At 69.4% G+C, this 21,324-nt stretch carries 20 protein-coding genes; 7 read left to right on the top strand and 13 right to left on the bottom strand.

What is annotated here, in order from left to right:
- Window positions 1-48 precede the first annotated feature (48 nt).
- Window positions 49-1,428 (top strand): aminotransferase family protein, encoded by a 1,380-nt coding sequence (locus Q344_RS0110905; protein ID WP_028286728.1) that lies wholly within the window; start codon window positions 49-51, stop codon window positions 1,426-1,428.
- Window positions 1,428-2,771: a CoA transferase gene (locus Q344_RS0110900; RefSeq protein ID WP_028286727.1), complete on the top strand. Its 1,344-nt coding sequence runs from the start codon at window positions 1,428-1,430 to the stop codon at window positions 2,769-2,771. Before Q344_RS0110905 ends, Q344_RS0110900 begins: the two co-directional genes overlap by 1 nt.
- Window positions 2,772-2,931: 160 nt before the next feature.
- Here Q344_RS0110900 and Q344_RS0110895 read toward each other — a convergent pair whose 3' ends face one another.
- From Q344_RS0110895 to Q344_RS0110865, 7 genes are all read right to left on the bottom strand, one after another.
- On the bottom strand, window positions 2,932-3,576 hold the full coding sequence (locus Q344_RS0110895) for a DUF1523 family protein (RefSeq protein ID WP_028286726.1): 645 nt from the start codon (window positions 3,574-3,576) through the stop codon (window positions 2,932-2,934).
- Window positions 3,577-3,591: 15 nt separating this feature from the next.
- Entirely contained in the window at window positions 3,592-3,858 is a 267-nt protein-coding gene (locus tag Q344_RS0110890) for a hypothetical protein (RefSeq protein ID WP_028286725.1), read from the bottom strand.
- Between the two features lie 3 nt (window positions 3,859-3,861).
- Window positions 3,862-5,235, bottom strand: coding sequence for a DUF6638 family protein (locus Q344_RS0110885; RefSeq protein WP_028286724.1), 1,374 nt, complete (start codon window positions 5,233-5,235; stop codon window positions 3,862-3,864).
- Window positions 5,236-5,263: 28 nt separating this feature from the next.
- The gene (locus tag Q344_RS0110880; RefSeq protein ID WP_028286723.1) at window positions 5,264-5,584 is read right to left on the bottom strand and encodes a hypothetical protein; all 321 of its coding nucleotides are present in this window, start codon (window positions 5,582-5,584) and stop codon (window positions 5,264-5,266) included.
- Complete coding sequence (locus tag Q344_RS0110875; protein ID WP_028286722.1) at window positions 5,581-7,515, bottom strand: AAA family ATPase; 1,935 nt, start codon at window positions 7,513-7,515, stop codon at window positions 5,581-5,583. Before Q344_RS0110875 ends, Q344_RS0110880 begins: the two co-directional genes overlap by 4 nt.
- 109 nt (window positions 7,516-7,624) lie before the next feature.
- On the bottom strand, window positions 7,625-8,743 hold the full coding sequence (locus Q344_RS0110870; RefSeq protein ID WP_028286721.1) for a hypothetical protein: 1,119 nt from the start codon (window positions 8,741-8,743) through the stop codon (window positions 7,625-7,627).
- A 96-nt stretch (window positions 8,744-8,839) separates the two neighbouring features.
- A complete protein-coding gene (locus Q344_RS0110865) occupies window positions 8,840-9,916 on the bottom strand; it encodes a hypothetical protein (RefSeq protein ID WP_028286720.1) in 1,077 nt (358 codons plus the stop codon).
- A gap of 238 nt (window positions 9,917-10,154) precedes the next feature.
- On the opposite strand from Q344_RS0110865, the gene Q344_RS0110855 reads away from it, so the two are divergent.
- The gene (locus Q344_RS0110855) at window positions 10,155-10,490 is read left to right on the top strand and encodes a cupin domain-containing protein (protein ID WP_028286719.1); all 336 of its coding nucleotides are present in this window, start codon (window positions 10,155-10,157) and stop codon (window positions 10,488-10,490) included.
- Between the two features lie 69 nt (window positions 10,491-10,559).
- On the opposite strand, the gene Q344_RS0110850 is transcribed toward Q344_RS0110855, so the two are convergent.
- Complete coding sequence (locus Q344_RS0110850) at window positions 10,560-11,768, bottom strand: aminopeptidase P family protein (RefSeq protein WP_028286718.1); 1,209 nt, start codon at window positions 11,766-11,768, stop codon at window positions 10,560-10,562.
- A gap of 227 nt (window positions 11,769-11,995) precedes the next feature.
- On the opposite strand from Q344_RS0110850, the gene Q344_RS0110845 reads away from it, so the two are divergent.
- Window positions 11,996-13,003 carry a P1 family peptidase gene (locus Q344_RS0110845; RefSeq protein ID WP_229669216.1) on the top strand — a complete coding sequence of 336 codons (1,008 nt, stop codon included), beginning with the start codon at window positions 11,996-11,998 and terminating at the stop codon, window positions 13,001-13,003.
- Window positions 13,004-13,208: 205 nt separating this feature from the next.
- Window positions 13,209-14,684 (top strand): NAD-dependent succinate-semialdehyde dehydrogenase, encoded by a 1,476-nt coding sequence (locus Q344_RS0110840; RefSeq protein WP_028286716.1) that lies wholly within the window; start codon window positions 13,209-13,211, stop codon window positions 14,682-14,684.
- Window positions 14,685-14,699: 15 nt separating this feature from the next.
- Here the strand turns inward: Q344_RS0110840 and Q344_RS0110835 are convergent, their stop codons facing one another.
- Genes Q344_RS0110835 through Q344_RS0110820 form a run of 4 tightly spaced genes read right to left on the bottom strand, consistent with a single transcriptional unit; the run spans window position 14,700 to window position 17,670 of the window.
- Window positions 14,700-15,647, bottom strand: coding sequence for an OmpA family protein (locus Q344_RS0110835; protein WP_028286715.1), 948 nt, complete (start codon window positions 15,645-15,647; stop codon window positions 14,700-14,702).
- Between the two features lies 1 nt (window position 15,648).
- Complete coding sequence (locus tag Q344_RS0110830; RefSeq protein WP_028286714.1) at window positions 15,649-16,218, bottom strand: peroxidase-related enzyme; 570 nt, start codon at window positions 16,216-16,218, stop codon at window positions 15,649-15,651.
- Window positions 16,219-16,228: 10 nt separating this feature from the next.
- The gene (locus Q344_RS0110825; protein WP_028286713.1) at window positions 16,229-16,951 is read right to left on the bottom strand and encodes a GNAT family N-acetyltransferase; all 723 of its coding nucleotides are present in this window, start codon (window positions 16,949-16,951) and stop codon (window positions 16,229-16,231) included.
- Window positions 16,948-17,670 carry a competence/damage-inducible protein A gene (locus Q344_RS0110820; protein ID WP_028286712.1) on the bottom strand — a complete coding sequence of 241 codons (723 nt, stop codon included), beginning with the start codon at window positions 17,668-17,670 and terminating at the stop codon, window positions 16,948-16,950. The genes Q344_RS0110825 and Q344_RS0110820 overlap by 4 nt, the downstream gene beginning before the upstream one ends.
- 45 nt (window positions 17,671-17,715) lie before the next feature.
- Between Q344_RS0110820 and sfsA the strand changes: the two genes are divergently transcribed.
- Window positions 17,716-18,450: a DNA/RNA nuclease SfsA gene (sfsA, locus tag Q344_RS23760; protein ID WP_051630570.1), complete on the top strand. Its 735-nt coding sequence runs from the start codon at window positions 17,716-17,718 to the stop codon at window positions 18,448-18,450.
- Window positions 18,451-18,593: 143 nt separating this feature from the next.
- Window positions 18,594-19,388, top strand: coding sequence for a type I methionyl aminopeptidase (map, locus tag Q344_RS0110810; RefSeq protein ID WP_036539103.1), 795 nt, complete (start codon window positions 18,594-18,596; stop codon window positions 19,386-19,388).
- Window positions 19,389-19,648: 260 nt separating this feature from the next.
- On the opposite strand, the gene Q344_RS0110805 is transcribed toward map, so the two are convergent.
- Window positions 19,649-21,271, bottom strand: coding sequence for a DUF1217 domain-containing protein (locus Q344_RS0110805; protein WP_028286710.1), 1,623 nt, complete (start codon window positions 21,269-21,271; stop codon window positions 19,649-19,651).
- Window positions 21,272-21,324 lie beyond the last annotated feature (53 nt).

The following is a 21,324-nucleotide window of genomic DNA, read 5'->3' as shown; positions in this document are numbered from 1 at the left end:
GCGCGCCTAGGCTCTCGCCAATTCTTCCGGCAGGATTGGAGGCCTCTCATGGACGGCAAGTTTCAGGACAACGACATCACCAGGATCGTGGAGGCCGACCGCGCCCATGTCTGGCATCACCTGACCCAGCACAAACCCTTCGAGACCGGCGAGCCCCGGATCATCACCGAGGGCAAGGGGATGAAGGTCTGGGACCAGAAGGGGGTCGAACACCTCGACGCCGTGTCGGGCGGTGTCTGGACGGTGAACGTGGGCTACGGGCGCGAGTCGATCGCCGACGCGGTGCGCGAGCAGCTGGTGAAGCTGAACTATTTCGCCGGTGCCGCGGGCTCGATCCCGGGCGCGCTCTTTGCCGAGAAGCTGATCGAGAAGATGCCGGGAATGACCCGGGTCTATTACACGAACTCCGGCTCCGAGGCGAACGAGAAGGCGTGGAAGATGATCCGCCAGATCGCGCACAAGCGTTACGGCGGGCAGAAGCACAAGATCCTCTACCGCGAGCGGGATTACCACGGCACCACCATCGCCGCGCTTTCGGCCGGCGGTCAGGAGGAGCGGAACGCCCAGTACGGCCCCTTCGCCCCGGGCTTCGTCGAGGTGCCGCATTGCCTCGAATACCGCAAGCAGTGGGATGTGGAGGATTACGGCCGCCGCGCCGCGGATGCGATCGAGGAGGTCATCCTCCGTGAAGGGCCCGAGACGGTGGGCGGGCTCTGCCTCGAACCCATCACCGCGGGCGGCGGCGTCATCGTCCCGCCGGAGGGCTACTGGGAGCGGGTGCAGGAGATCTGCCGCAAATACGACATCCTGCTGCACATCGACGAGGTCGTCTGCGGCATCGGCCGGACCGGCACCTGGTTCGGCTATCAGCATTACGGGATCGAGCCGGACTTCGTGACCATGGCGAAGGGCGTCGCCTCGGGCTATGCCGCCATCGCCTGCTGCGTGACGACCGAGAAGGTGTTCGACCTGTTCAAGGACGACAGCAGCGATCCGATGAACTACTTCCGCGACATCTCCACCTTCGGCGGCTGCACCGCGGGGCCCGCCGCGGCGCTCGAGAACATGCGGATCATCGAGGACGAGGGGCTTCTGGAGAATTGCGAGAAGATGGGCGCGCGGCTGATGGCGAACCTCCGCGCGCTGCAGGAGAAGCACGCGGTCATCGGCGACGTGCGCGGCAAGGGGCTCTTCTGCGGGGCCGAGCTGGTCGCGGACCGCGAGACGAAGGAACCGGCGGACGAGAAGCTCTGCGCCAGGGTCGTCGCGGAATGCGCGGCCGAGCGGGTCATCATCGGCGTGACCAACCGCTCGATCCCCGGCTTCAACAACACGCTGACCTTCTCGCCCGCGCTGATCGCGACCGAGGCGGACATCGACCGGATCACCGAAGCCGTCGACGTGGCCCTGACCCGCGTCTTCGGCTGATGCAGGAGATCCGCGCGGCGCTCGGGCTGATCGGTCCGGAAGCGCAGGTGAGCGGGCAGGGGAACCTGCCCTCCCGCTATGCCGTGACGGAGCTGCTGACCGCTTCCATGGCGGCGGTCGGGGAGGCGCTTGCCGGGGTGATGGCGGGCACCGGGCTCGCCTCCGTCGCGCCCGCCGTGACGGTGGACCGGCGCCTCGCCTCGCTCTGGGCGGGGCATTCGCTGGAGCCCCTGGGCTGGGAGATGCCGCCGGTCTGGGATGCCGTGGCGGGCGATTACCCGACGCGGGACGGCTGGATCCGGCTTCACACGAACCTGCCGCACCACCGCGATGCGGCGCTCTCGGTCCTGGGCGTGGGGGTGGACCGGGCGGCGGTCGCGCGGGCGCTGATGGAACGCGACAAGGACGAGGTCGAGGCCAAGGTGGTCGCCGCCGGCGGTGTCGCCGCCGCGATGCGCAGCCGGGCCGAGTGGCGTGCCCATCCGAACGGCGCCGCGGTGGCGGCGGAGCCGCTGATCCACCGGGACGATCCCGTGCCCGCGCCCGCGCTGACCTGGCAGGGCCGCCCCGACCGCCCGCTCGCCGGCCTCAAGGTGCTGGACCTGACGCGGGTGCTGGCGGGGCCGGTCGCGACCCGGACGCTCGCGGGGTTCGGGGCCGATGTGCTCAGGATCGACCCGCCCGGCTGGGACGAGGCGAACGTGGTGCCCGAGATCACGCTCGGCAAGCGCTGCGCGATGCTGGACCTGACCGACGCGACCGACCGGGAGACCTTCGAGCGGCTGCTGGCAGAGGCGGACCTTCTCGTGCACGGCTACCGTCCCGACGCGCTGGCAAACCTCGGCTATGACACGCAGGCCCGTCAGGCGCTGAAACCCGGCCTCGTGGAAATCACCCTGGACGCCTATGGCTGGACCGGGCCCTGGGCCGGGCGGCGCGGGTTCGACAGCCTGGTGCAGATGTCCTGCGGCATCGCCGATGCGGGCATGGGCTGGGCCGGGGCCGAGAAACCGACGCCCCTGCCGGTGCAGGCGCTCGACCATGCGACGGGCTACCTGATGGCCGCCGCGGCGCTGCGCCTGCTTCATCGCGCCGCCGCCGGAGAGGGGGCGGGCCGCGCCCGCCTGTCGCTCGCGCGGACCGCGGAGCTGCTCTGCGCGCACCGGCAGGAGGTGCCGGGACGGCTCTCCCTGTCGCACGCGGCCGAGGACCGGCAGGCGGCCGAGGAGGCGACGCCGTGGGGCCCGGCCCGGCGGCTGAAACCGGCGATCACGGTCGCTGGCGCGCCGATGGCCTGGGACCGGCCGGCGCAGCGGCTCGGATCGTCGGACCCGGCCTGGTAGACCGTCACCTCACCCGACGAGCATCCGGGGAAGAGGGCGAGCCACCGGGCGGGGGCCGGATCGCGGAGCCCGGTTCCCGCGCTTTCCACCGCGCGGGCCGGGCACAGAAACGAAAGGCGCCGGGGCCGGGCCCGGCGCCTTTCCTGCGGCCCTCAGACCGTCACTTCTGCTTCCAGCTGTCCAGCCAGCGCGAGAACCGGCCGCGCCGTTCGTTCAGGTTGTGCCCGGCCGCGTCCCAGCTGTCGCCCATGTCCGAGACCAGCGGATCGATCCGGGCGGCGCGGAATCGTTTCCAGCGCACCCAGAGGCCCCAGGCCAGCGCGGCGAAGAACAGAAGGACGATGATGCTCACCCAGGGGATGATCGTGGCATCCGGCCCCTCGACCCGCTTCACGGAGACCGCGTTCGGGAAGATCGACATGAACTCGTTGCGCCAGCCGTAATGGGTGATCGCCACCCAGGTCGGATTGGCCGAGGTCGACCGCAGGTCCGCGGCCTCGGCCTGCAGGTTCGAGGTGTCGAACTTGAAATACGGCGGCCAGCCCCAGCCGGTGTCCTCGTTGCGGTAGACCATCACGTCGCCGTCGGGCTGCACCGTCTGGATGAAGAAGACGTCCCGGTTGTTGAGCGTGCCGTCGCTGCCCACGTCGGGCGAGGCCCAGAAGATCGAGTTCTCGCCGAAATCGATCCGCCGCTCGTAGGTGTCGGTGATCCGGGCGATGTCGTGCTGCGGCAGGGTGTAGTGGAAGAAGGCGGCCACCAGCAGCCAGAAGGTGATCCAGAAGGCCCATTTCACGTAACGCATGTGGTCGATATTCCCTTACATGTAGTTCACGGCATAGATGATCGCGACGATCACGGCCAGCGGCACGAGGTAGACCAGCAGGATCAGCTTGCGGCGGAAACTGTCGTCGTATTCGTCGAGTCCCGCCTCCACGTAGGACTCGCGATCGCCGGGTCGCCCCTCTTCCTCCCATCTCTTGCGCAGCTTGCGGCGGCGGACCTGCCGCGACCAGAAGGAGACGGCGACATAGACCACCGACAGCACGGCGAAGCCCACCACGAAGACCGGAACGAAGCCGAACATGACCTACCTTCCCCGGGGGATCGCGCCCCATGGACCGACCCGTGCGATGATCTCCTCGCGCGGCGGCCTGCGCTCCGCCGTCACGGGCGGCGGCGGCGGCACCTCTTCCATCGGCGCCTCGAACCCGAAGAGCGCCCGGCGCGCGCCCGCCTTGTCGACCGCGTATTCCCGCGCGAGGAAATCGGCGACATAGCTCTTCTTGGTCTCGGACCAGCCGGCGTAGAGCCGGTAGAAAAGCTCCTTGTGGCAGATGAAGAGCTGCCGGACGTCCTTCGGGCAAAGCTCGGCCAGCAGCATGTTGACCAGGTCCGCATCCGCCACGTCCGAGGCCCGGAGCGTGTAGAAATAGGCCGGATCCTCGGACGACACGCGCGGCCAGGGCCCGCCCTCCTCGGCCCACGCGACGAGACGGCGGAGCGCGTGGTACTCGGACGGCAGGCGGTCGGCGTGGTCGCGGGCAAGGTTGCGGATGTCGCGGCGGGTGGCGCCGGTCAGGTCCAGCCCCGCCTCCTGCGCCGCGTCCACGACGATGAAGTCCATCTTCTGCCGCAGGATCGCCGCCCCGTCGATGCCGGGGGCGCGCACCACCGGCTCCACCAGCCCGTTCAGGTCGAGAAATTTCGCGACGTGGTTCCGGGCCTCCAGCCCGTAGACATGGTCCATCAGCGGCGCCAGCGGCGCGGGATCCCCGGCCGTCAGGATGGCGGGGTGTGCGACGCCGCGGAACAGGTAGGTGCCGCCGAAATGCGCGGTCCAGAAGTTCTCCTGCCGGAACTCCATCTGCTTCAGCCGCACCGGGTTGCGCGTCACGTCGCCGGTCCGCTTCGCAATGGTGATCATCTCGGCGATCAGCACGTCATCGAACCAGGCGTCCTCCTCGCCGAGGAAACGGTCGGTCAGCCGACCCAGCTCCTCCGCGTCCCTGACGGTGCCCGAGGTCGTGTCGGCCTCGACCCGGATCCGGCGGATCTCCATCAGCCGCTCGGGATCGGCGACCGAGAAGACCGAATTCACCAGCTCTCCGGCCACCGCGTCCCGCGCGGTCAGCGCGAAGAGCTGGGTCTCGTTCTCCTCGATGAACTGTCGCAGGATCCCGCGCGAGGTCGAGAAGCTCGCGTTCAGCAGCGGGGCGGATTTCTGGTCGGTGCTCAGCAGGATGAACTGCCGGTTCACCCCGTTCCGGTTGAGGTAGAGCGGATCGTCCAGCTCCTCTCCGATCTCGGGCGAGAAGCCCGAGATGTCGATGTGGAAATCGCTCAGCCCCGTGCGCCGGCCGGTCAGGTGATGGAGCGCGCGGTTGTAGCGCTCCACCAGGGCGGGGGCGGTGACCGGGATCAGGTTCCCGAACATCAGGCCCCTTTCGATGAGGCGTTTCATCCCTCTATCCTCCGCATCTGCGCCCCGCTCATGATCCTCGCCCCGCGCCACGCGTCCGCCACAGCGCCGCGCCGAAGGCGCAGAGCGGTGCGAGGATCATGCCCGTTGCGGTGACCCCGACCAGATCGGCCAGCGCCATGACGTCCACGCCCGCGCGGCCGAGCGTCCCGGCGAAGAGCTGCAGCGCCAGCCAGACCAGCACCAGAAGCCCGTAGGACACCAGAAGCGCCAGCACCGGCGCGCCGAGCAGCACCTGCCAGCGCGGCGCATCGGGACGCCGGCGCAGCAGCAGCCGCGGCACGGTCAGCCCGATCGCCGCGGGCAGGGCAAGGAGGAGCAGTTCGATCATCCCTTGCCCTCCAGGTAGCGCCGCCGCGCCTCCTCCTGCCGGGCGAGGTCGCGGACCATGGCCTCGACCGCCGCCTCGTCGGACTTGTCGGCATAGCGGAATTCCGAATCCGCGTAGCGGTTGATCTCCTGGACCACCATCTCGGTGGTGATCGGCACGCGCAGCGCCTCGATCATCGCCTTCTTCTCGTCATAGCCCTTGCGCAGGAAGAGCTCCGGCTCTTCCATCCAGGCGTCGGGCAGTTCGAAATCCATCGCCCGCACCTTCACCGCGTCGGTGATGTTCTTGATCGCCCGGCCCGTGAAGCGCGCGTCGGCCTCCTGGATCGCCTTCAGGTAGGTGCCGAGCTTGGCGATCGTGTCCAGCTCTCCCTCCGTCTCGTGCACCCGGTCGAAGACGTTCAGCAGCCCCGCCTCGTGCGGCTTCGCATGGCTCTCGAAGGACCGCGCCACCGCGCGCTTGATCTCCTGCGCGCCGTAGAGGTCGTGCGCGCCCAGCGGGATCGCGTGGTTCTTCCCCATGAGCAGGTGCAGGATGTCGATGTAATCCTCGCGCGTCTGCGGCCCGTCGACCAGGAACCGCGCCCCCGCCCGCTGGCGCAGCGCGTCGTCGACGTTCTCGGGGTAGTTCGAGAACATGCCGAAGGTGCAATTGCCCCGGACCACGGTGTTGGCGCCCGCGAAGCTCTCCATCAGCACGGCGGTGATCTCGAGCTGCCCGGCCGAGCTCTGCCGGTCGCCGCGCTTGCCGGCGAGCTGGTCGATGTCGTCGATCGTGCCGAAGCCGATGGCGCCGGGGTCGAGGATCGCGTCGATGAAGGCCTTGGCGTTCTGGCCCGACTTGCCCTGGTAGCTGTCGATGTTGTCGGTCGACAGGTTCTGGTAGCGGAAGGCATAGCCCGCCGTCTCGCAATAGCCCGAGATCAGCCCGGCCATCATCTGGATCAGCGTGGTCTTGCCGGTGCCGGGCTTGCCGTCACCCATGAAGGTGAAGATGAAGCCGCCCAGCTCGGCGAAAGGATTCAGCCGGCGGTCGAAATCATAGGCCATGAGCATCTTGGCCAGTTTCATCGCCTGGTACTTGGCGATGTGGTTGCCGACGACCTCATGCGGCTCCTTGAACGTCATGGCGAGGGTGGCGCCCTTGCCCCTGCGGGCGGGCTCGAAGCCGCGGATCGCGAAATCGTCCGCCTCGACCCGCCATGCGGCGGCGGTGAAGGGCGCAAGCCGCGGGGCGTTGGCGGCCCGGGTCGCGACCTTGTCCATCAGCGCCTCGGCAAAGCCCAGCACGGTCGCGACCATCCGCGCCTCGTCGCTGCCGTGCCGCGCGATGGCCTGGTCGAGCTCCCAGAGCGCGCCGTGCAGCGCGAGCTGGCCGTTGTCGGTCAGCACCTCCTCGACATCGCCCGTCTCGACCGTGACCTCGCTTGCCTGCGGGGCCAGCAGGAAGGCGGTCGCGTTGGCAAGGACATGCAGCGTGATCAGCGCCTCGGCGGCGAGCAGCTCCGAGAACTCGGCCCGCCGGTCCGCCGGCAGCGCGCTTTCGAGGTTCGCCCGCTTCAGCTCGGCCAACCCGGTGCGCGCGCCATAGGCCTCGGCCAGGGCGAGCGCGATGGCCACGGCCCGCCGCAGCGCCCCCGCGACGGCCGCCTGCCGGGGCGAGATCAGCGGGTCGTCACCGTCCGAGCCCTCGATCCGTTCGATCAGCCGCACGCCCTCGGGCCGCTCCATCCGCCGCGTGGCAAGCCCCGGCGTGGTGGAGCGGAACCGCGGCCGCGACCCGATCCCCGGCGAGCGTTCCGGCGCCGCGACCCCGGAGGGTGTCGCGATCCGCGGCGCATGATCGAACCCCTCCAGCAGCCCGAAGGCCGCGGCATAATGCCTGCGGATGTCCTCCTCGCGCAGCTCCATCTGGTCCGACATCAGGCTCATGGCAGGCCCCCCTGCTTCATCTTTCCGAAAATACTCCCGCCGGAGGCTTCGCCGCCAGGGGCGGCGAATTCGGAGCGCCGCGCTGTCCGGCCAATGTCCCCGGCCCCGGTCATCGCACGCTCATCACGCGCCCGTCGCGCCCGACGACGAACTTGCGCACCGTCTCGAACCCCGGGGGCCGCTTCTCGGCCAGCACCTGGTAGGGGCGGGCGGGCAGGACGATGGCCCGCTCGGTGGCCGAGGCCCCGGTCTCCGCGCCCCGCCCCGAGAACGGGTCGAGCGCGAAGACCTCGCGCTCGACGGTGCCGAACCAGCCCGCGCGTTCGGTCCGGACCCGTTCCGAGAGCAGGTCCTCCATCGTCCAGACCAGCGCCCAGTCGTCGCCTTCCTGCGAGGCCGCCTCGGCCAGCACCTCGGCGATCGGCCCGGACTGGCGGGTGTAGGCGTGCGAATACATCGGCCCGATGTGCAGCCGCCGCAGCCGTTTCGGGTGCAGGTCCGGGAAATCCTCGTCGAAGCCCTTGGCGATGGTCAGCAGCTTCAGCCCGCCCAGCGACTGCGCCATCAGGTGGGCCTGCGCCTCGGGCCAGCGGTTCTCGTCCTTGGGCAGGGCGGTGCGGCCGGAATCCTCGACCTCCATCAGGTAGATGACCGGCAGGTTGACCTGGCTGTCGTAGACCGACCAGTGCAGCAGGTAGCGCCGGCGGGGGCCGAGGGTCTCCAGCCAGTGCGCCTCGGGGTCGTTGCGCGGACAGAAGAGCGTGCCCCGGGCGAGCTCCTGGTAATAGAGCCGCTGCGACAGGGCGAATTGCAGCCGTGTCGGGATCTCCTGCCCGCCGATGATCTGGGCGACCATCTGCTTCTTCAGCTCGGCCACGGACGGCATGTCGCGCAGGTGGCGCTCGGCCTGCTGCGCGTCGTTCATCATGACCAGCAGCTCCTGCGTCGCGGGGAAGCCGCTCTCGTGGTCGTCGATCGAGAGCGAGCCGAAGAAGCGCCCGGTCTCGCGGCCCGCCATCAGGTACTTCATCGACAGCGCGCGGAAGGTGTAGGTCAGCGCCTGCAGGTGGCGGGCCAGCAGGCTCACCTCGGTCGCGGTGAACCGGCCCTCCACCTCCATCACGGCGGCGACCGGCGCGAGGTGCCCGGTGATCGCCTCGAACTTGCGGAAGTAGCGGCGCGAGGCGTGGGTGTCGGTCAGCCCGACGGGGGTCTCGAGGTCAGCCATCACGCAGCGGGCCGGACGCGCGGCGCGCGCTCCCGAGGCGCACATCCTTCGGCTGCGCGCCTGCGGAGCGACGCCCCGCCCGCCGTCCCGTCCGTCTCACGCGCCATAGAGGTTCTTGTCGTGCTTCTCGACGATCTTCTGGAAGCGCCGGGCAAAGCGTTCGTCGGCCTTGGCCTTGGCCTCCAGCACCTCGCGGGCAAAGACCATGTGGCCCTCGTGCGCCTCGAGCATGTCCGCCATCTTCGCGTTGGTCGCCGCGCCGATCTGCGCCATCGCCTGCTGCGCCTGCTTGTCGGTCTCGGTCCCGATCTCGTTGATCCGGTGCGCCACGTCCTGCTGCTGCGCGGTCTTCAGCGATTTCGACAGCGCGTCATAGAGCACAACCCGCTGCCTGGTGTCGGTCTGGAGCTTGTTGATCAGCACCATCTGCGTCGCGGCCTGGTTCTGCAGGCTGTCGACCCAGGTCTTGCCCTTCTCGATGTAGCGCTCCAGCGTCTGGCTCCGGGCCAGCTTGACCTGTTCGTCCTGCACCATCGCGTTGTAGCCACGGTTCATCTCGGACAGCTCGGTTTCGAGCCTGGTGCGTGCCGCGGCGTCCTGCTCGACCGAGATCCTGTTCTCCAGGTCGATGATCTTCGGATCCAGCGCCCGGATCTCGGCCCGCAGCGCCTCGAGCTCGCCCACCGTCCGCTCGCGTTCGTCCAGCGTCTCGGTCAGGTTCGTCTCGACCTGCGCGCGCTGCGTGGTCAGCACGTCGAGCTGGCTTTGCAGAAGACGGGTGATCGTGTCCGATTTCGCGATCAGGTCCTGCAGCTTGTCGTCGATCGAGGCCGTCCGCATCCGCTCCTGGCGGAGCGATTCCGACTTCCCGGGCGAGAAGATCCCGACGAAGCTTTCCCACCCGGTCTTCGAGCGCATCTCCTCGAAATCGCGCGAGAATCCGGCGGTCACGTCGTCGAGCCCCATGATGAGTTCCGCGATGTTGGCGTTCATCACCTCGGCATGGGCATGCACGTCCTCGAGCGTGGCGTTCTCGATATCGACCATCGCGTCGTCGCCGCTCTTCATCTTCTGACGGGCGGTCTCGATCCGGCTGGTGAGCTCGCTGATCTTGGCCTGCGCCGCGGCCACCTGCTCCTGGCTCTCGCGCACCTGGGCGTCGAAATCGGCCATCTCACTCTCCCGTCAACAAAAAGGCTTGGCTTTGATATGGGGACAATAGACGCGAATTTCACCGCGGCGCCATCGGAAAACGGGAGGGCAGCATGGGCTTGCCGAAGGCCGGCGCTGCGACCATTCTGGATCGATCCGCCATGCGCCAGGCACAGGAGGCCCAGATGCAGATTTCTTCGAACGGCACCGGCAGGACCCGGCGGACCGGGCTCCTCACCTCGCCGCGGGGAGAGCGCCGATGCCGCTGATCCCCGTCACCCCCGCCGTCGAGCCCGAGACCGAACGCCCGGATCCCGCCAAGGTGGTATCGGGCGATCCGGTCTTCACCACCTGGAACCTGGAAGAGCGTGACGGGCTCTATTGCGGCATCTGGCAATCCACCCCCGGCGCCTGGCGGATCGCCTATGACGAATGGGAATACTGCCGCATCCTCGAGGGCCGGTCGGTCATCACCGAGGAGGGCGGCGAAGCGGTCCCGGTCGGGCCCGGCGACAGCTTCGTCATCCCGCCCGGGTTCCGCGGCACCTGGGAGGTCGTGGAGACCACCCGCAAGGACTACGTGATCCGGCTGTGACCGGCGGCGCGGGCCGCCGACACAGCCGCATCGGCCCGGAGCGCGGGGCGCCGCGCGCCCCAGGCGCGTTCAGGCCACCACGTTATGCGCCGGACCATAGGGGAAACCGGTGATGTTCTCCGGCCCGTCCTCGCCGATGATGAGGATGTCGTGCTCGCGGTAGCCGCCCGCCCCCGGCGTGCCTTCCGGGATCGTCAGCATCGGCTCCATCGAGATCACCATGCCGGGTTCGAGCACCGTGTCGATGTCCTCGCGCAGCTCGAGCCCGGCCTCGCGGCCGTAGTAATGCGAGAGCACGCCGAAGGAATGGCCGTAGCCGAAGCTGCGGTACTGCAGCAGGTCGCGGTCGGCGAGGAAGTCGTTGATCCCGGCCGTCACCTGCGCACAGCTCGTCCCCGGCTGCAGCAACGAGATGCCAAGCTCGTGGGCGGCGACATTGGCCTCCCAGATCTCCAGCGAGGCGGCGTCCACCTCGCCGAGGAAGAGCGTCCGCTCGAGCGCGGTGTAATAGCCCGAGATCATCGGGAAGGTGTTGAGCGACAGGATGTCCCCGTGCGCGAGCCGTCGCGAGGTCACCGGGTTGTGCGCCCCGTCGGTGTTCGGCCCGGACTGGAACCAGACCCAGGTGTCGCGGTACTCGGCCTCGGGGAAGGCCTCGGCGATGGCGAGTTCCATCGCGTCGCGTCCGGCCATGGCGATGTCGATCTCGCGCACGCCCTCGCGGATCGCCTCCCGGATCGCCGCGCCGCCGATGTCGGCGATGCGCGCGCCCTCGCGGATCAGCGCCAGTTCGGCCGGGCTCTTGCGCATCCGCTGGCGCATCGTGTCGGGCGCGATGTCGACCATCACCAGGGGGCGGAGCGCGTCCTCGAGCCGGTCGCGCGTGGCGAGCGTCAGGTGATCGGCCTCGTAGCCCACCACCTGCCCTTCGCCCGCGACATGCGCCACGGCGCGTTCGAAATTGTCCCGCGCCCAGTCGGAATAGGTCAGGCTGTCGCCGTGGCTGCGGCGCCACGGCTGGCCCGCGTCGATGCCCGCCGAGATGGTGACCGAGCTGTCGGGCGTCACCACCAGCGCATAGGGCCTGCCGAAGGCGCAGTAGAGGAAGCCCGAATAATACGCGATATTGTGCATCGAGGTCAGGACGGCCGCGCCGAGGCCCTTTTCGTCCATGCTCCGGCGCAATCCGCGCAGGCGGGTTTCGTATTCGAGCTCGGGGAAGGGCAGGGTGGCCTTCGCGCCGTTGTGCATGCGGTAGAAGGGGGTGCGTTCGCTCATCGCGACCTCCGTGTGAAGAGGTCCCGGCGTACAGGACGGTTGCGCGGGGCCGGGGATGCGCGACGCCATCGCGCTTGGCCCGCCGGATCCATACCACGGGCGCCCCACCTGTCCAGCCGGCTTTTCGCGCGGGCCGGGGTTTTCAATGCCGGGGGCCGGGGCTAGCGTGCCGCCGAAACCGGCACGGGCGGGCAGACCGCCGCGGCCGAGAAGACGAGGATCCGAGCATGGCCGAGAGGATGCCCACCGGGGCGCGCAACCTGATCACCGACGTGCCCGGATTGCGGGTCGGCAACGCCTCGGACGCGGATATCCGGACCGGGGTGACGGTGCTCTCGGCGGACCGGCCCTTCACCGCGGGGGTGCATGTCATGGGCGGCGCGCCCGGCACGCGCGAGACGGACCTGCTGGCGCCGGACAAGACGGTCGAGGAGGTCGACGCGCTGGTCCTCTCGGGCGGCTCGGCCTTCGGGCTCGACGCGGCCTCGGGCGTGGTGGACCGGCTGAGGGCGGCGGGACGCGGCTATGCCGCGGGGCCCGTCCGGGTGCCGATCGTGCCGGCGGCGATCCTGTTCGATCTGGTGAACGGCGGCGACAAGGGGTGGACCGGGAACCCCTATGCGGCGCTCGGCCGGGCAGCCTTCGACGCGCTGGGGGAAGAGTTCGCGCTCGGCACCGAAGGCGCCGGGACCGGGGCCATGACCGCGGGGCTGAAGGGCGGGCTGGGCTCGGCCTCGGTCGTGCTGCCCTCGGGCCACACGGTGGGGGCGCTGGTGGCCGTGAACGCGCTCGGCGCCGCGACGGTGGACGGCGGGCCGCATTTCTGGGCGGCGCCCTTCGAGCTGGGGACCGAATTCGGCGGGCGCGGCGTGGCGACGGACTGGCCGGACCCGCATCTCGCGGTGACCAAGGCCAATGCCCGGCGCAACACCACCATCGGCATCGTCGCCACCGACGCGGCGCTGACGCAGGCGCAATGCACGCGGCTCGCGACGGCGGCGCACGACGGCTTCGCCCGGGCGCTGGTGCCCTCGCACACGCCGCATGACGGGGACCTGATCTTCGCGGCCGCCACGGGGGCGCGTCCGATGGAGACGCCCGCGGCGGACACGCTGATCCTGGGCCATGCGGCGGCGGTCTGCATGGCGCGGGCGGTGGCGCGCGGGGTCTTCGCGGCGCGGTCGGAGCCCGGAGACGTGTTTCCGGCCTACGCGGCGCTTCACGGCGGGGCCTGATCCAGCGGAGCGCGGGCAAGCCCGCGCGGGTTGTCCATTCCTGCTGACGAGGGGGGCCTTGCCCCCCTCGAGCTCCCCCCAGGATATTTCCGGCAAGAGGAAGCAGGCGGACCCCGGCCGCCGGAGTGTGGGGGGGCCGTGGCGCTGGACTTTCCCGGCGCCAGGGGTCAGCCTGAGCGCGACTTACATTCCAGGAGGAACTGCCATGCTGGACAGCACGACCGATCTGAAATCGCTGTTGAAGGACCCCTCGCTTCTGGTCGAGGCGGCCTATCTCGCGGGTGAGTGGGTGCAGGGCGACGAGGGCACATTCGACGTCGTGAACCCGGCGCGGGGGGACGTGATCGCGAAGGTCGCGGACCTGTCGCGCGGCCAGATCGCCAAGGCGATCGACGCGGCCTATGACGCGCAGAAGGAATGGGCCGCCTGGACCGGGAAGGAGCGCGCCGCGGTGCTGCGGAAATGGTTCGACCTGATGATGGAGAACCAGGACGACCTGGGCACCATCCTGACCGCCGAACAGGGCAAGCCGCTGGCCGAGGCCCGGGGCGAGATCGCCTATGGCGCCTCGTTCATCGAGTTCTTCGCGGAAGAGGCCAAGCGGGTCTATGGCGAGACCATCCCCGGCCACCAGCGCGACAAGCGCATCATGGTGCTGAAGCAGCCCATCGGGGTCGCGGCCTCGATCACGCCGTGGAACTTCCCGAACGCGATGATCACCCGCAAGGCCGGGCCGGCGCTCGCCGCCGGCTGCGCCTTCGTGGCGCGGCCCGCGAAGGAGACGCCGCTCTCGGCGCTGGTGCTGGGCGTGCTGGCCGAGCGGGCGGGGATCCCGAAGGGGGTGCTGTCGGTGGTGACCTCGTCGAGGAGCTCGGAGGCGGGCAAGGAGTTCTGCGAGAACGCCAAGGTCCGCAAGCTGACCTTCACGGGCTCCACCGAAGTGGGTCGCATCCTGCTGAAGCAGGCCGCCGACAGCGTGATGAAATGTTCGATGGAGCTGGGCGGCAACGCGCCCTTCATCGTCTTCGACGACGCCGACCTCGACGCCGCCGTCGAGGGGGCGATCATGTGCAAGTTCCGCAACAACGGGCAGACCTGCGTCTGCGCCAACCGGATCTACGTGCAGTCCGGCGTCTACGAAGCCTTTGCCGAGAAGCTGAAGAAGCGGGTCAGCGAGATGAAGGTCGGCGACGGGCTGGAAGACGGCACCGACCTGGGGCCGCTGATCAACCTCGACGCCAAGACCAAGGTGAAGGAGCATATCGAGGATGCGACCTCGAAGGGCGCGCTGGTGTTCTACGGCGGCGATATCGGGGACGAGAGCTCCACCTTCTGCCCGCCGACCATCGTGACCAACGTGACCCAGGACATGCTGGTGTCGAAGGACGAGACCTTCGGCCCGCTCGCGCCGCTGTTCAAGTTCGACGACGAGGACGACGTGATCGCGATGGCCAATGACACGATCTTCGGGCTGGCCTCGTATTTCTATGCCAAGGACCTCTCCCGCGTCTGGAAGGTGGCCGAGGCGCTGGAATACGGCATCGTCGGCGTGAACACCGGCATCATCTCGACCGAGGTCGCGCCCTTCGGGGGCGTGAAGCAATCCGGGTTGGGGCGCGAGGGCTCGCACCACGGGATCGAGGATTACCTCGAGATGAAATACGTCTGCATGTCCGTCTGACGCAGGAGGGGCGGTCTACTGCGTGTTCAGCAGGACCGCCTCGACCCGCCGGTTCGCCTCGCGCCCTTCGGGCGTGAGGTTGCTGGCCACGGGGGAGAGATAGCCCATCCCCTCGGCATCGAGCTGCCCCTGCGCGGTGCCGTATTTCTCGACCAGCCGCTCTGCCACCGACTGCGCCCTGAGCCGCGACAGCGCGATATTGCCGTCGAGCGAGCCCTCGGTATCGGTGTGCCCGACCAGCGCGACCCGCCGGTCCGGGTGGCCGGCGAGGTAGGCGGCGAGCGCGGCGAGGGAGGCATAGCTGCCCTCGGTCAGCTTGGCGGATCCGGTGGCGAAATCGAGGTCGGACAGCGCGGCATGGCCCTGCGCTTCGAGCCGTTCGGCCAGGGGCAGGCCCGCGCCCGCGTCGACCGTGACCGGCGCCGCGCCGGGGGGACCGGCGGTCAGGCCATCGCCCGACTGCGGGGTGACGAGGACCATCTGCAGGTAGCCCGCGCTCGAGGTCTTGCTGGCCAGCAGCATGAGGTAGGAGGCGGTCTCGCCCTCGCCCCGTCGCGCGGTCAGCACCCGGTAATCGAACAGGTCGACATGCATGGCGGGTGCGTCGAAGACGTCGGCGGCATAGCGGAAATCGAAGCCGCCGCATTCGCTGTCGGCGCATTCGAGCAGCGGCTCGAACCCGGCGTCGCGCACCTGCTGCCTGAGCGGGGCGATGATCTGGAGCGTCGTCAGCCCCTGCGCGGGGATCTGCCAGGCGCGGCGGCTGACCCGGCCCTCCGCCCGGATCACCGGCAGGGCGCCATCGGCATAGGGTCCTGTCGGGATCGCGTAGCTGTCGGGCGCGGCCTCGGTCTGCGCGGTGGACCGCGCCGCGGCGGGGAGCGACAGCTCGAGCCCCCGGGCCGTCCCGCTCCAGCCCGCGGCGAGCGCGAGGGCGGTCAGCAGGGGCAGGGCGCGCGCCATGTCAGCGCGCCGCCGCGTGGTATTCGTCGTTCGGCTGCATGTCGATGGCCGAGGCCACCCGGTTGCTCATGTTGAAGAAGCCCGTGACATTGGCGATGTCCCAGATGTCCCGGTCCGAGAAGCCCGCGTCGCGCAGCGCCTGGCGGTCGGCCTCGTCGACGGCGTGGCTCTCGGTCGTGACCTTGGCGGCGAAGTCGAGCATCGCGCGCTGTGCGGGCGTCACCGGCGCGGAGCGCCAGTTCATCACCAGGTGCTCGCCCAGCTTCGGATCGCCCGACAGCTCCCGTACCGCGGCGCCATGCGCCGTCAGGCAGTAGAAGCAGCGGTTGATCGAGGAGACGACGACCGCGATCATCTCGCGCTCGAGCTTCGTCAGCCCGCTGTCGGCCAGCATCAGGTCGTTGTAGAGCGCCGTGAAGGCGTTGAGCTTGTCGATGTCGAAGGCATGCGCCTTCAGCACGTTGGGCACCATCCCCAGTTTTTCCTGGCAGATGTCGAAGTACTTCTGCGTCTGCGGCGGCAGCGGATCGACCATCGGCAGGTCGAGGGCCATGATGCGGTCGGGGCTCATGCGGTACTCCTTACGGCTTCTGGCGGTAATGGTAGCCGCCTTCGTCCGTCATCCCCAGCCTCGAATACAGCGCGTTCGCGGCCTCGTTCGCCTCGGTGCAGGCCAGCGCGAAGGTGCGCGCCCCCTGCTCCCGCGCCCAGATCGCGGCGTCGATGGTGGCGACCCGGCCCATGCCGCCGCGACGCGAGGTCTTGCGGACCTCGAGCGCGTGGATCATCGCGACGTCCCCGTCGACCGACACGAAGGCGGTCCCGCCGGGGGTGTTCGTCATCCGCCCGAGGAAACCCGTCTTGGGAGAGGCTGCCCGCTCCATCACCGCGACGCGCTCCGGGCCGATGCCGCCCTCGGCCCACATCTCGAGCATGAAGGCCAGCGGGCCCCAGCCGTGGATCGTCTTGACGTCCTTCACGCCCTTGTCGGCCCCGGCAATGGCGTCGATCGGCGCCGCGTAGAGCCGCGTGGGATCGACCACCTCGTAGCCGCGGGCGGCCAGCTGCGCGTCGAGCGCCGCGTCGCCGGGCCGGATCTGGAACAGCGGGCGCTGGCCGAGCGCCTCCATGGCGGCCTCGGCGGCGTCGATCTCGGCCTCCGTGGCGGGGCCCGCGGCGGTCGCGGCCGAAACGCGCTTGCCGCCGCCCTGGCCGTCGCGGATCGTGAAGGGCCCGCAGGCGGAGGTGGCGGCGGGCGGCCAGGTGGCCTCCAGCGCGGCGAAAAGTCGTGTCAGGTCGGTCATGCGGGGAAGAGGTCCGAAAGCTTGGTCATGGCGGCGTCGATCTGCGCACCGTCGGTGCCGCGGATCACGATATTGGCGCCGAAGACGCCGTTCTGCTGGTAGGGGTAGGAGCCGATCGAGAGATCCGGATATTCCTTCGCCAGCGCCCCGAGCGGGCCCGCGATCTCGCCCTCGCCGCGCTCGATCCTGAGCGTCTGGCTCATCAGCGGCTGGCCGCCGGTGATCGTGGGCAGGACGCTCGCCACCATCGCCTCGAAGACGGCCGGCACCCCGGCCATGACATGCACGTTCGCCACCTTGAAACCGGGCGCGATCGAGACCGGGTTCTCGATCAGCGTCGCGCCGTCGGGGATCCGGGCCATCCGCATCCGCGCCTCGGTCAGTTCCACGCCGCGGCTCTCCCAGTGTTTCACCAGCAGGGCGCGGGCATCGTCGCGCACGTCGATAGGCAGCTCGAAGGCCTCGGCCACGCTGTCGGCGGTGATGTCGTCATGCGTGGGCCCGATCCCGCCCGAGGTGAAGACCACGTCAAAGCTGGCCGAGAGGTGCTTCACCGCGGCCACGATGGCGTCCTTGTCGTCGGACACGACACGGACCTCCTTCAGGTCCACCCCATGCCGGTTCAGCTCGTTGGCGAGGTGATACATGTTGGAATCGCGGGTGCGGCCCGAGAGGATCTCGTCTCCGATCACCAGCATCGCGGCGGAGGGATTGGGCATCTTGGTCTCCTTGAGTGCGCCTTCGCAACGGTATAGGCGCGGCACATGCGCTTTCAAACCCCCCTCGTCCCCGCGCGCCTGATCCGCCGTTACAAGCGCTTCCTCGCCGATGTCCGGCTCGAGGACGGGACAGAGGTGACGGTGCATTGCGCCAATCCCGGCTCGATGATGGGGCTGGCCGAGCCGGGGATGCTGGTCTGGGTGGAGCCCAACGACGACCCCCGGAAGAAGCTGAAATACGGCTGGCGGCTGGTCGATCACGAGAACGGACATTTCACGGGTGTGGACACCTCGGTCCCGAACCGGGTGCTGCGCGAGGCGCTTGTCGCCCGCGCGGTGCCGGCGCTGGCGGCCTACGACGTGGTCCGGCCGGAGGTGAAATACGGCACCGGCAGCCGCGTGGACTTCCTGCTTCAGGGCGCGGGCCTGCCCGATGCCTATGTCGAGGTGAAGGCGGTCACCCTGTCGCGCCGCGCGGGCCTCGCCGAGTTTCCGGACAGCGTGACGGCCCGCGGGCTCAGGCACCTGCACGAGCTGGCGGCGATGGCGCGGGCCGGGCACCGGGCGGTGCTGCTCTTCGTCGTGCAGCGGACAGATTGCGCACAGGTGCGCCTCGCCGCCGACATGGACCCCGCCTATGCGGCCGGGATGGAGACGGCGCTTGCGGCGGGGGTGGAGGTGATGGCGCTCGGCTGTCGCATCTCGCCCGAGGGGATAACGGTCGGCGATGCGGCGGATGTCGGGGCGATCACGGGGGCCGCGGTGGCGCCGACCCGGTAACGAACGGGTAAAACCCGCCTCACGATGCAGGCAATTTTCGGCATGTCACTGGCAATCCGTCGCGCAAAGGGCTATTTTCGCTGCAAGTGCACGTAATTATCTCGAAGGGACCGACCTCCTTGGACCAGGAACACCGGGGACGCATGACGAAGGATGGCATCCGCATCTACCAGGAGGCGGATTACGCCGGCATGCGCAGGGCAGGCCGGCTGGCGGCCGAGATCCTCGACCGCATCGCGCCGCATGTCTTTCCCGGCCAGACGACCGGAGAGATCGACCGTCTGATCGAAACCTGGGTGGACGAGGCGGGCGCGAAATCCGCGACCATCGGTTACAAGGGCTACAAGCACGCCTCCTGCATCTCGGTGAACCACGTGGTCTGCCACGGGATCCCGGGCGACAAGAAGCTGAAGGACGGCGACATCCTCAACATCGACGTCACCGTGATCGTGGACGGCTGGTACGGTGACACCTCGCGGATGTACGTGGCGGGCAAGCTGGCCCGCAAGCCCGAGCGGCTGATCGAGATCACCCACGACGCCCTGATGAAGGGGATCGAGGCGGTTAAGCCCGGCAATACCTTCGGTGACATCGGCCACGCCATCCAGAGCTTCGTCGAGGCGCATCGCATGTCGGTCGTCCGCGACTTCTGCGGCCACGGCCTGGGCCGCGTCTTCCACGCGCCGCCGAACGTGCTGCATTACGGCCGCCCCGGCACGGGCCCTGTGCTCGAAGAGGGCATGTTCTTCACCATCGAGCCGATGGTGAACCTCGGGCGGCCCGAAACGAAGGTGCTGGCCGACGACTGGACCGCCGTGACGCGGGACAAGTCGCTCTCAGCCCAGTTCGAGCATTCCGTGGGCGTCACGGCCGATGGCTGCGAGATCTTCACCCTGTCGCCCGGCGGGTTGTTCCACCCGACCTACCCGGCCAGCTGATCCTTTCCCGCCCGATCGCCCTGGCGTGCAGCGCCGGGACGATGTTGCGGCCGGTGTGCTGGCCATTGCCGCGCTTAAGTCCGCGAGGCCGCGCTGCACGAGCTTTCGGCCGCATGCGCCGGGCGGCCGCCTTCACCAGACCCGCATGGTTCGCTGATCCCGCCCGAGGGGTCGAACCGGGGAGCCGCGCCAGAATGATCCGGCATCGGCCTGTGTGACGAACCGCGCCGCATCGATGGCGGCCCGTCCGACCGTCCCGCCTACCGGATCGCCCCGGCGAGCAGTGCCGAGACGACGCTGCCGCCCGTGCCGGAGCCGACCAGCGCGGCCTTGCTCTGGGCGAGGCTGCTCTGCACCAGGTAGCGGCGGCGGATGTCCTCGATATGGTCGGGCCCGGCCAGTTCGGCGAGGTCGGACGTGCCGAACATCGCCTCGGCCCGTGCGCGGAACACGCCGAGCTGGCGGTCGATTTCCAGCGTTCCGAAGCTTTCCGGCAGGTTGAAGACGGCCTCGAACACCGCGCGCAGCGGGCGCGAGGCCATCACCCCGAACCAGCGGGAATTGGCGCCCCCGCCCGAGTCGATCACCTGCGCCAGATCGCGTGGCAGCGACAGCGCGATGCGCAGGGCCGGATCGGTTTCGCCCACGCGGGCTTCGAATTCCCGGTCGAGGTAGGATTGCACGACCTTCTCCGCGAAGCCCGGCGGATAGACGCGCCGCGTCTCCGTCGGGGGGAAGACGAAGGCATCCGCGAAGGCCTTCACCCGGGGGTCGGGGTGCACATTGGCCAGCGAGGTCGGGCTGTCGCGGTCCGAGGCGAGCACGCGGTGCGCGAAGGCGAAGCTCTCGGATCCGACGGGAAGGTCGAAGAAATCGAAGACCGCGAGGCTGAGCCCGATGTCGTCCAGCAGGTCCTTGGGGCGGGTGAACCCCGTGTCGCGCTCGGACATCTTCGCGACGAAGCTCTCCAGCCGGCTGGTGAAGACCTCTCCGGCCGCTTCCGCCGCCGCCCGTTCCGCAAAGCCGAAGACGCGGGCGAGCGCGGCGTAGCGCGGATCTTCCTGCGCATTGGCGGGCGAGGCCGGGTCGTCGAGGTCCGATTCGAGCACCCCGCGCAGGAAGTCCGTGTCTTCCGGGGCGTCGGGCAGGCCGAAGATGCGCAGCGCCCGCTGCAGAAGATCGGGGGCGGCGAAGAGGTCGTCGGCGGTCTTCAGCCCCTCCGCCGCGTCGGCGAAGGCGTCGGCGAAGCCCCGGATGCCCGCCGCCTCCCGCTGCTTGTCGGCGAGGCCGAAGGCCGCGGCCAGCTCCGCGTAGCGGGGATCGGACAGCCGGGCGGCGAAGGAGGCGGGATCGGCCGGGTCGGAGCCCAGCACCTGGCGCAGGAAATAGGTGTTGCCGATGTCCTTTTCGAGCCCGAAGCTCTGGAGCGTCGCGCGCAGGAGGGCCGGATCCGCCATCAGGTCGTCGACCGTGCGGACGGCGGCCAGATCGTCGGCCACGCTGTCGGCCGGCGTGAGCCCGGCCAGCGCGGGCGTGCCGCTGCCACCGAAGGCGAAGGCCCGCGCGAAGGCGAGATAGCGCTTGTCCGCCAGCCGGTTGGCCAGCGACCGTTCGTCGGCGAGATCGGAGCTGAGCACCTTGCGGATGAAGGCGCGGTTGTCGATGTCCTCTCCCAGCCCGAAGGCGCCGAGCGCGACCTTCAGCAATGTCCGGTTCTCCATCAGCTGATCGACGGTCTGGACGTCCTTCAGCCCGGCGACGAAGGCCGAGGCTTCGCGCGCGATCACGGGGGTGCGGGCCATCGCGGCCTGCTGGTCGGCCCGGGTGCGGGCGAGGAAGGTATAGCCGACTAGGCCGCTGCCCATGATCGACGGGGTGAACATCTGCGCCCTCCCGGAGCTGTGCCGCTCCGGACTACCCGCGAAACCTTGCCCGA

The sequence above is a fragment of the Pseudooceanicola nanhaiensis DSM 18065 genome, assembly GCF_000688295.1.
GTDB lineage: Bacteria > Pseudomonadota > Alphaproteobacteria > Rhodobacterales > Rhodobacteraceae > Pseudooceanicola > Pseudooceanicola nanhaiensis.
This window is presented reverse-complemented; position numbering and strand designations above follow the sequence as displayed.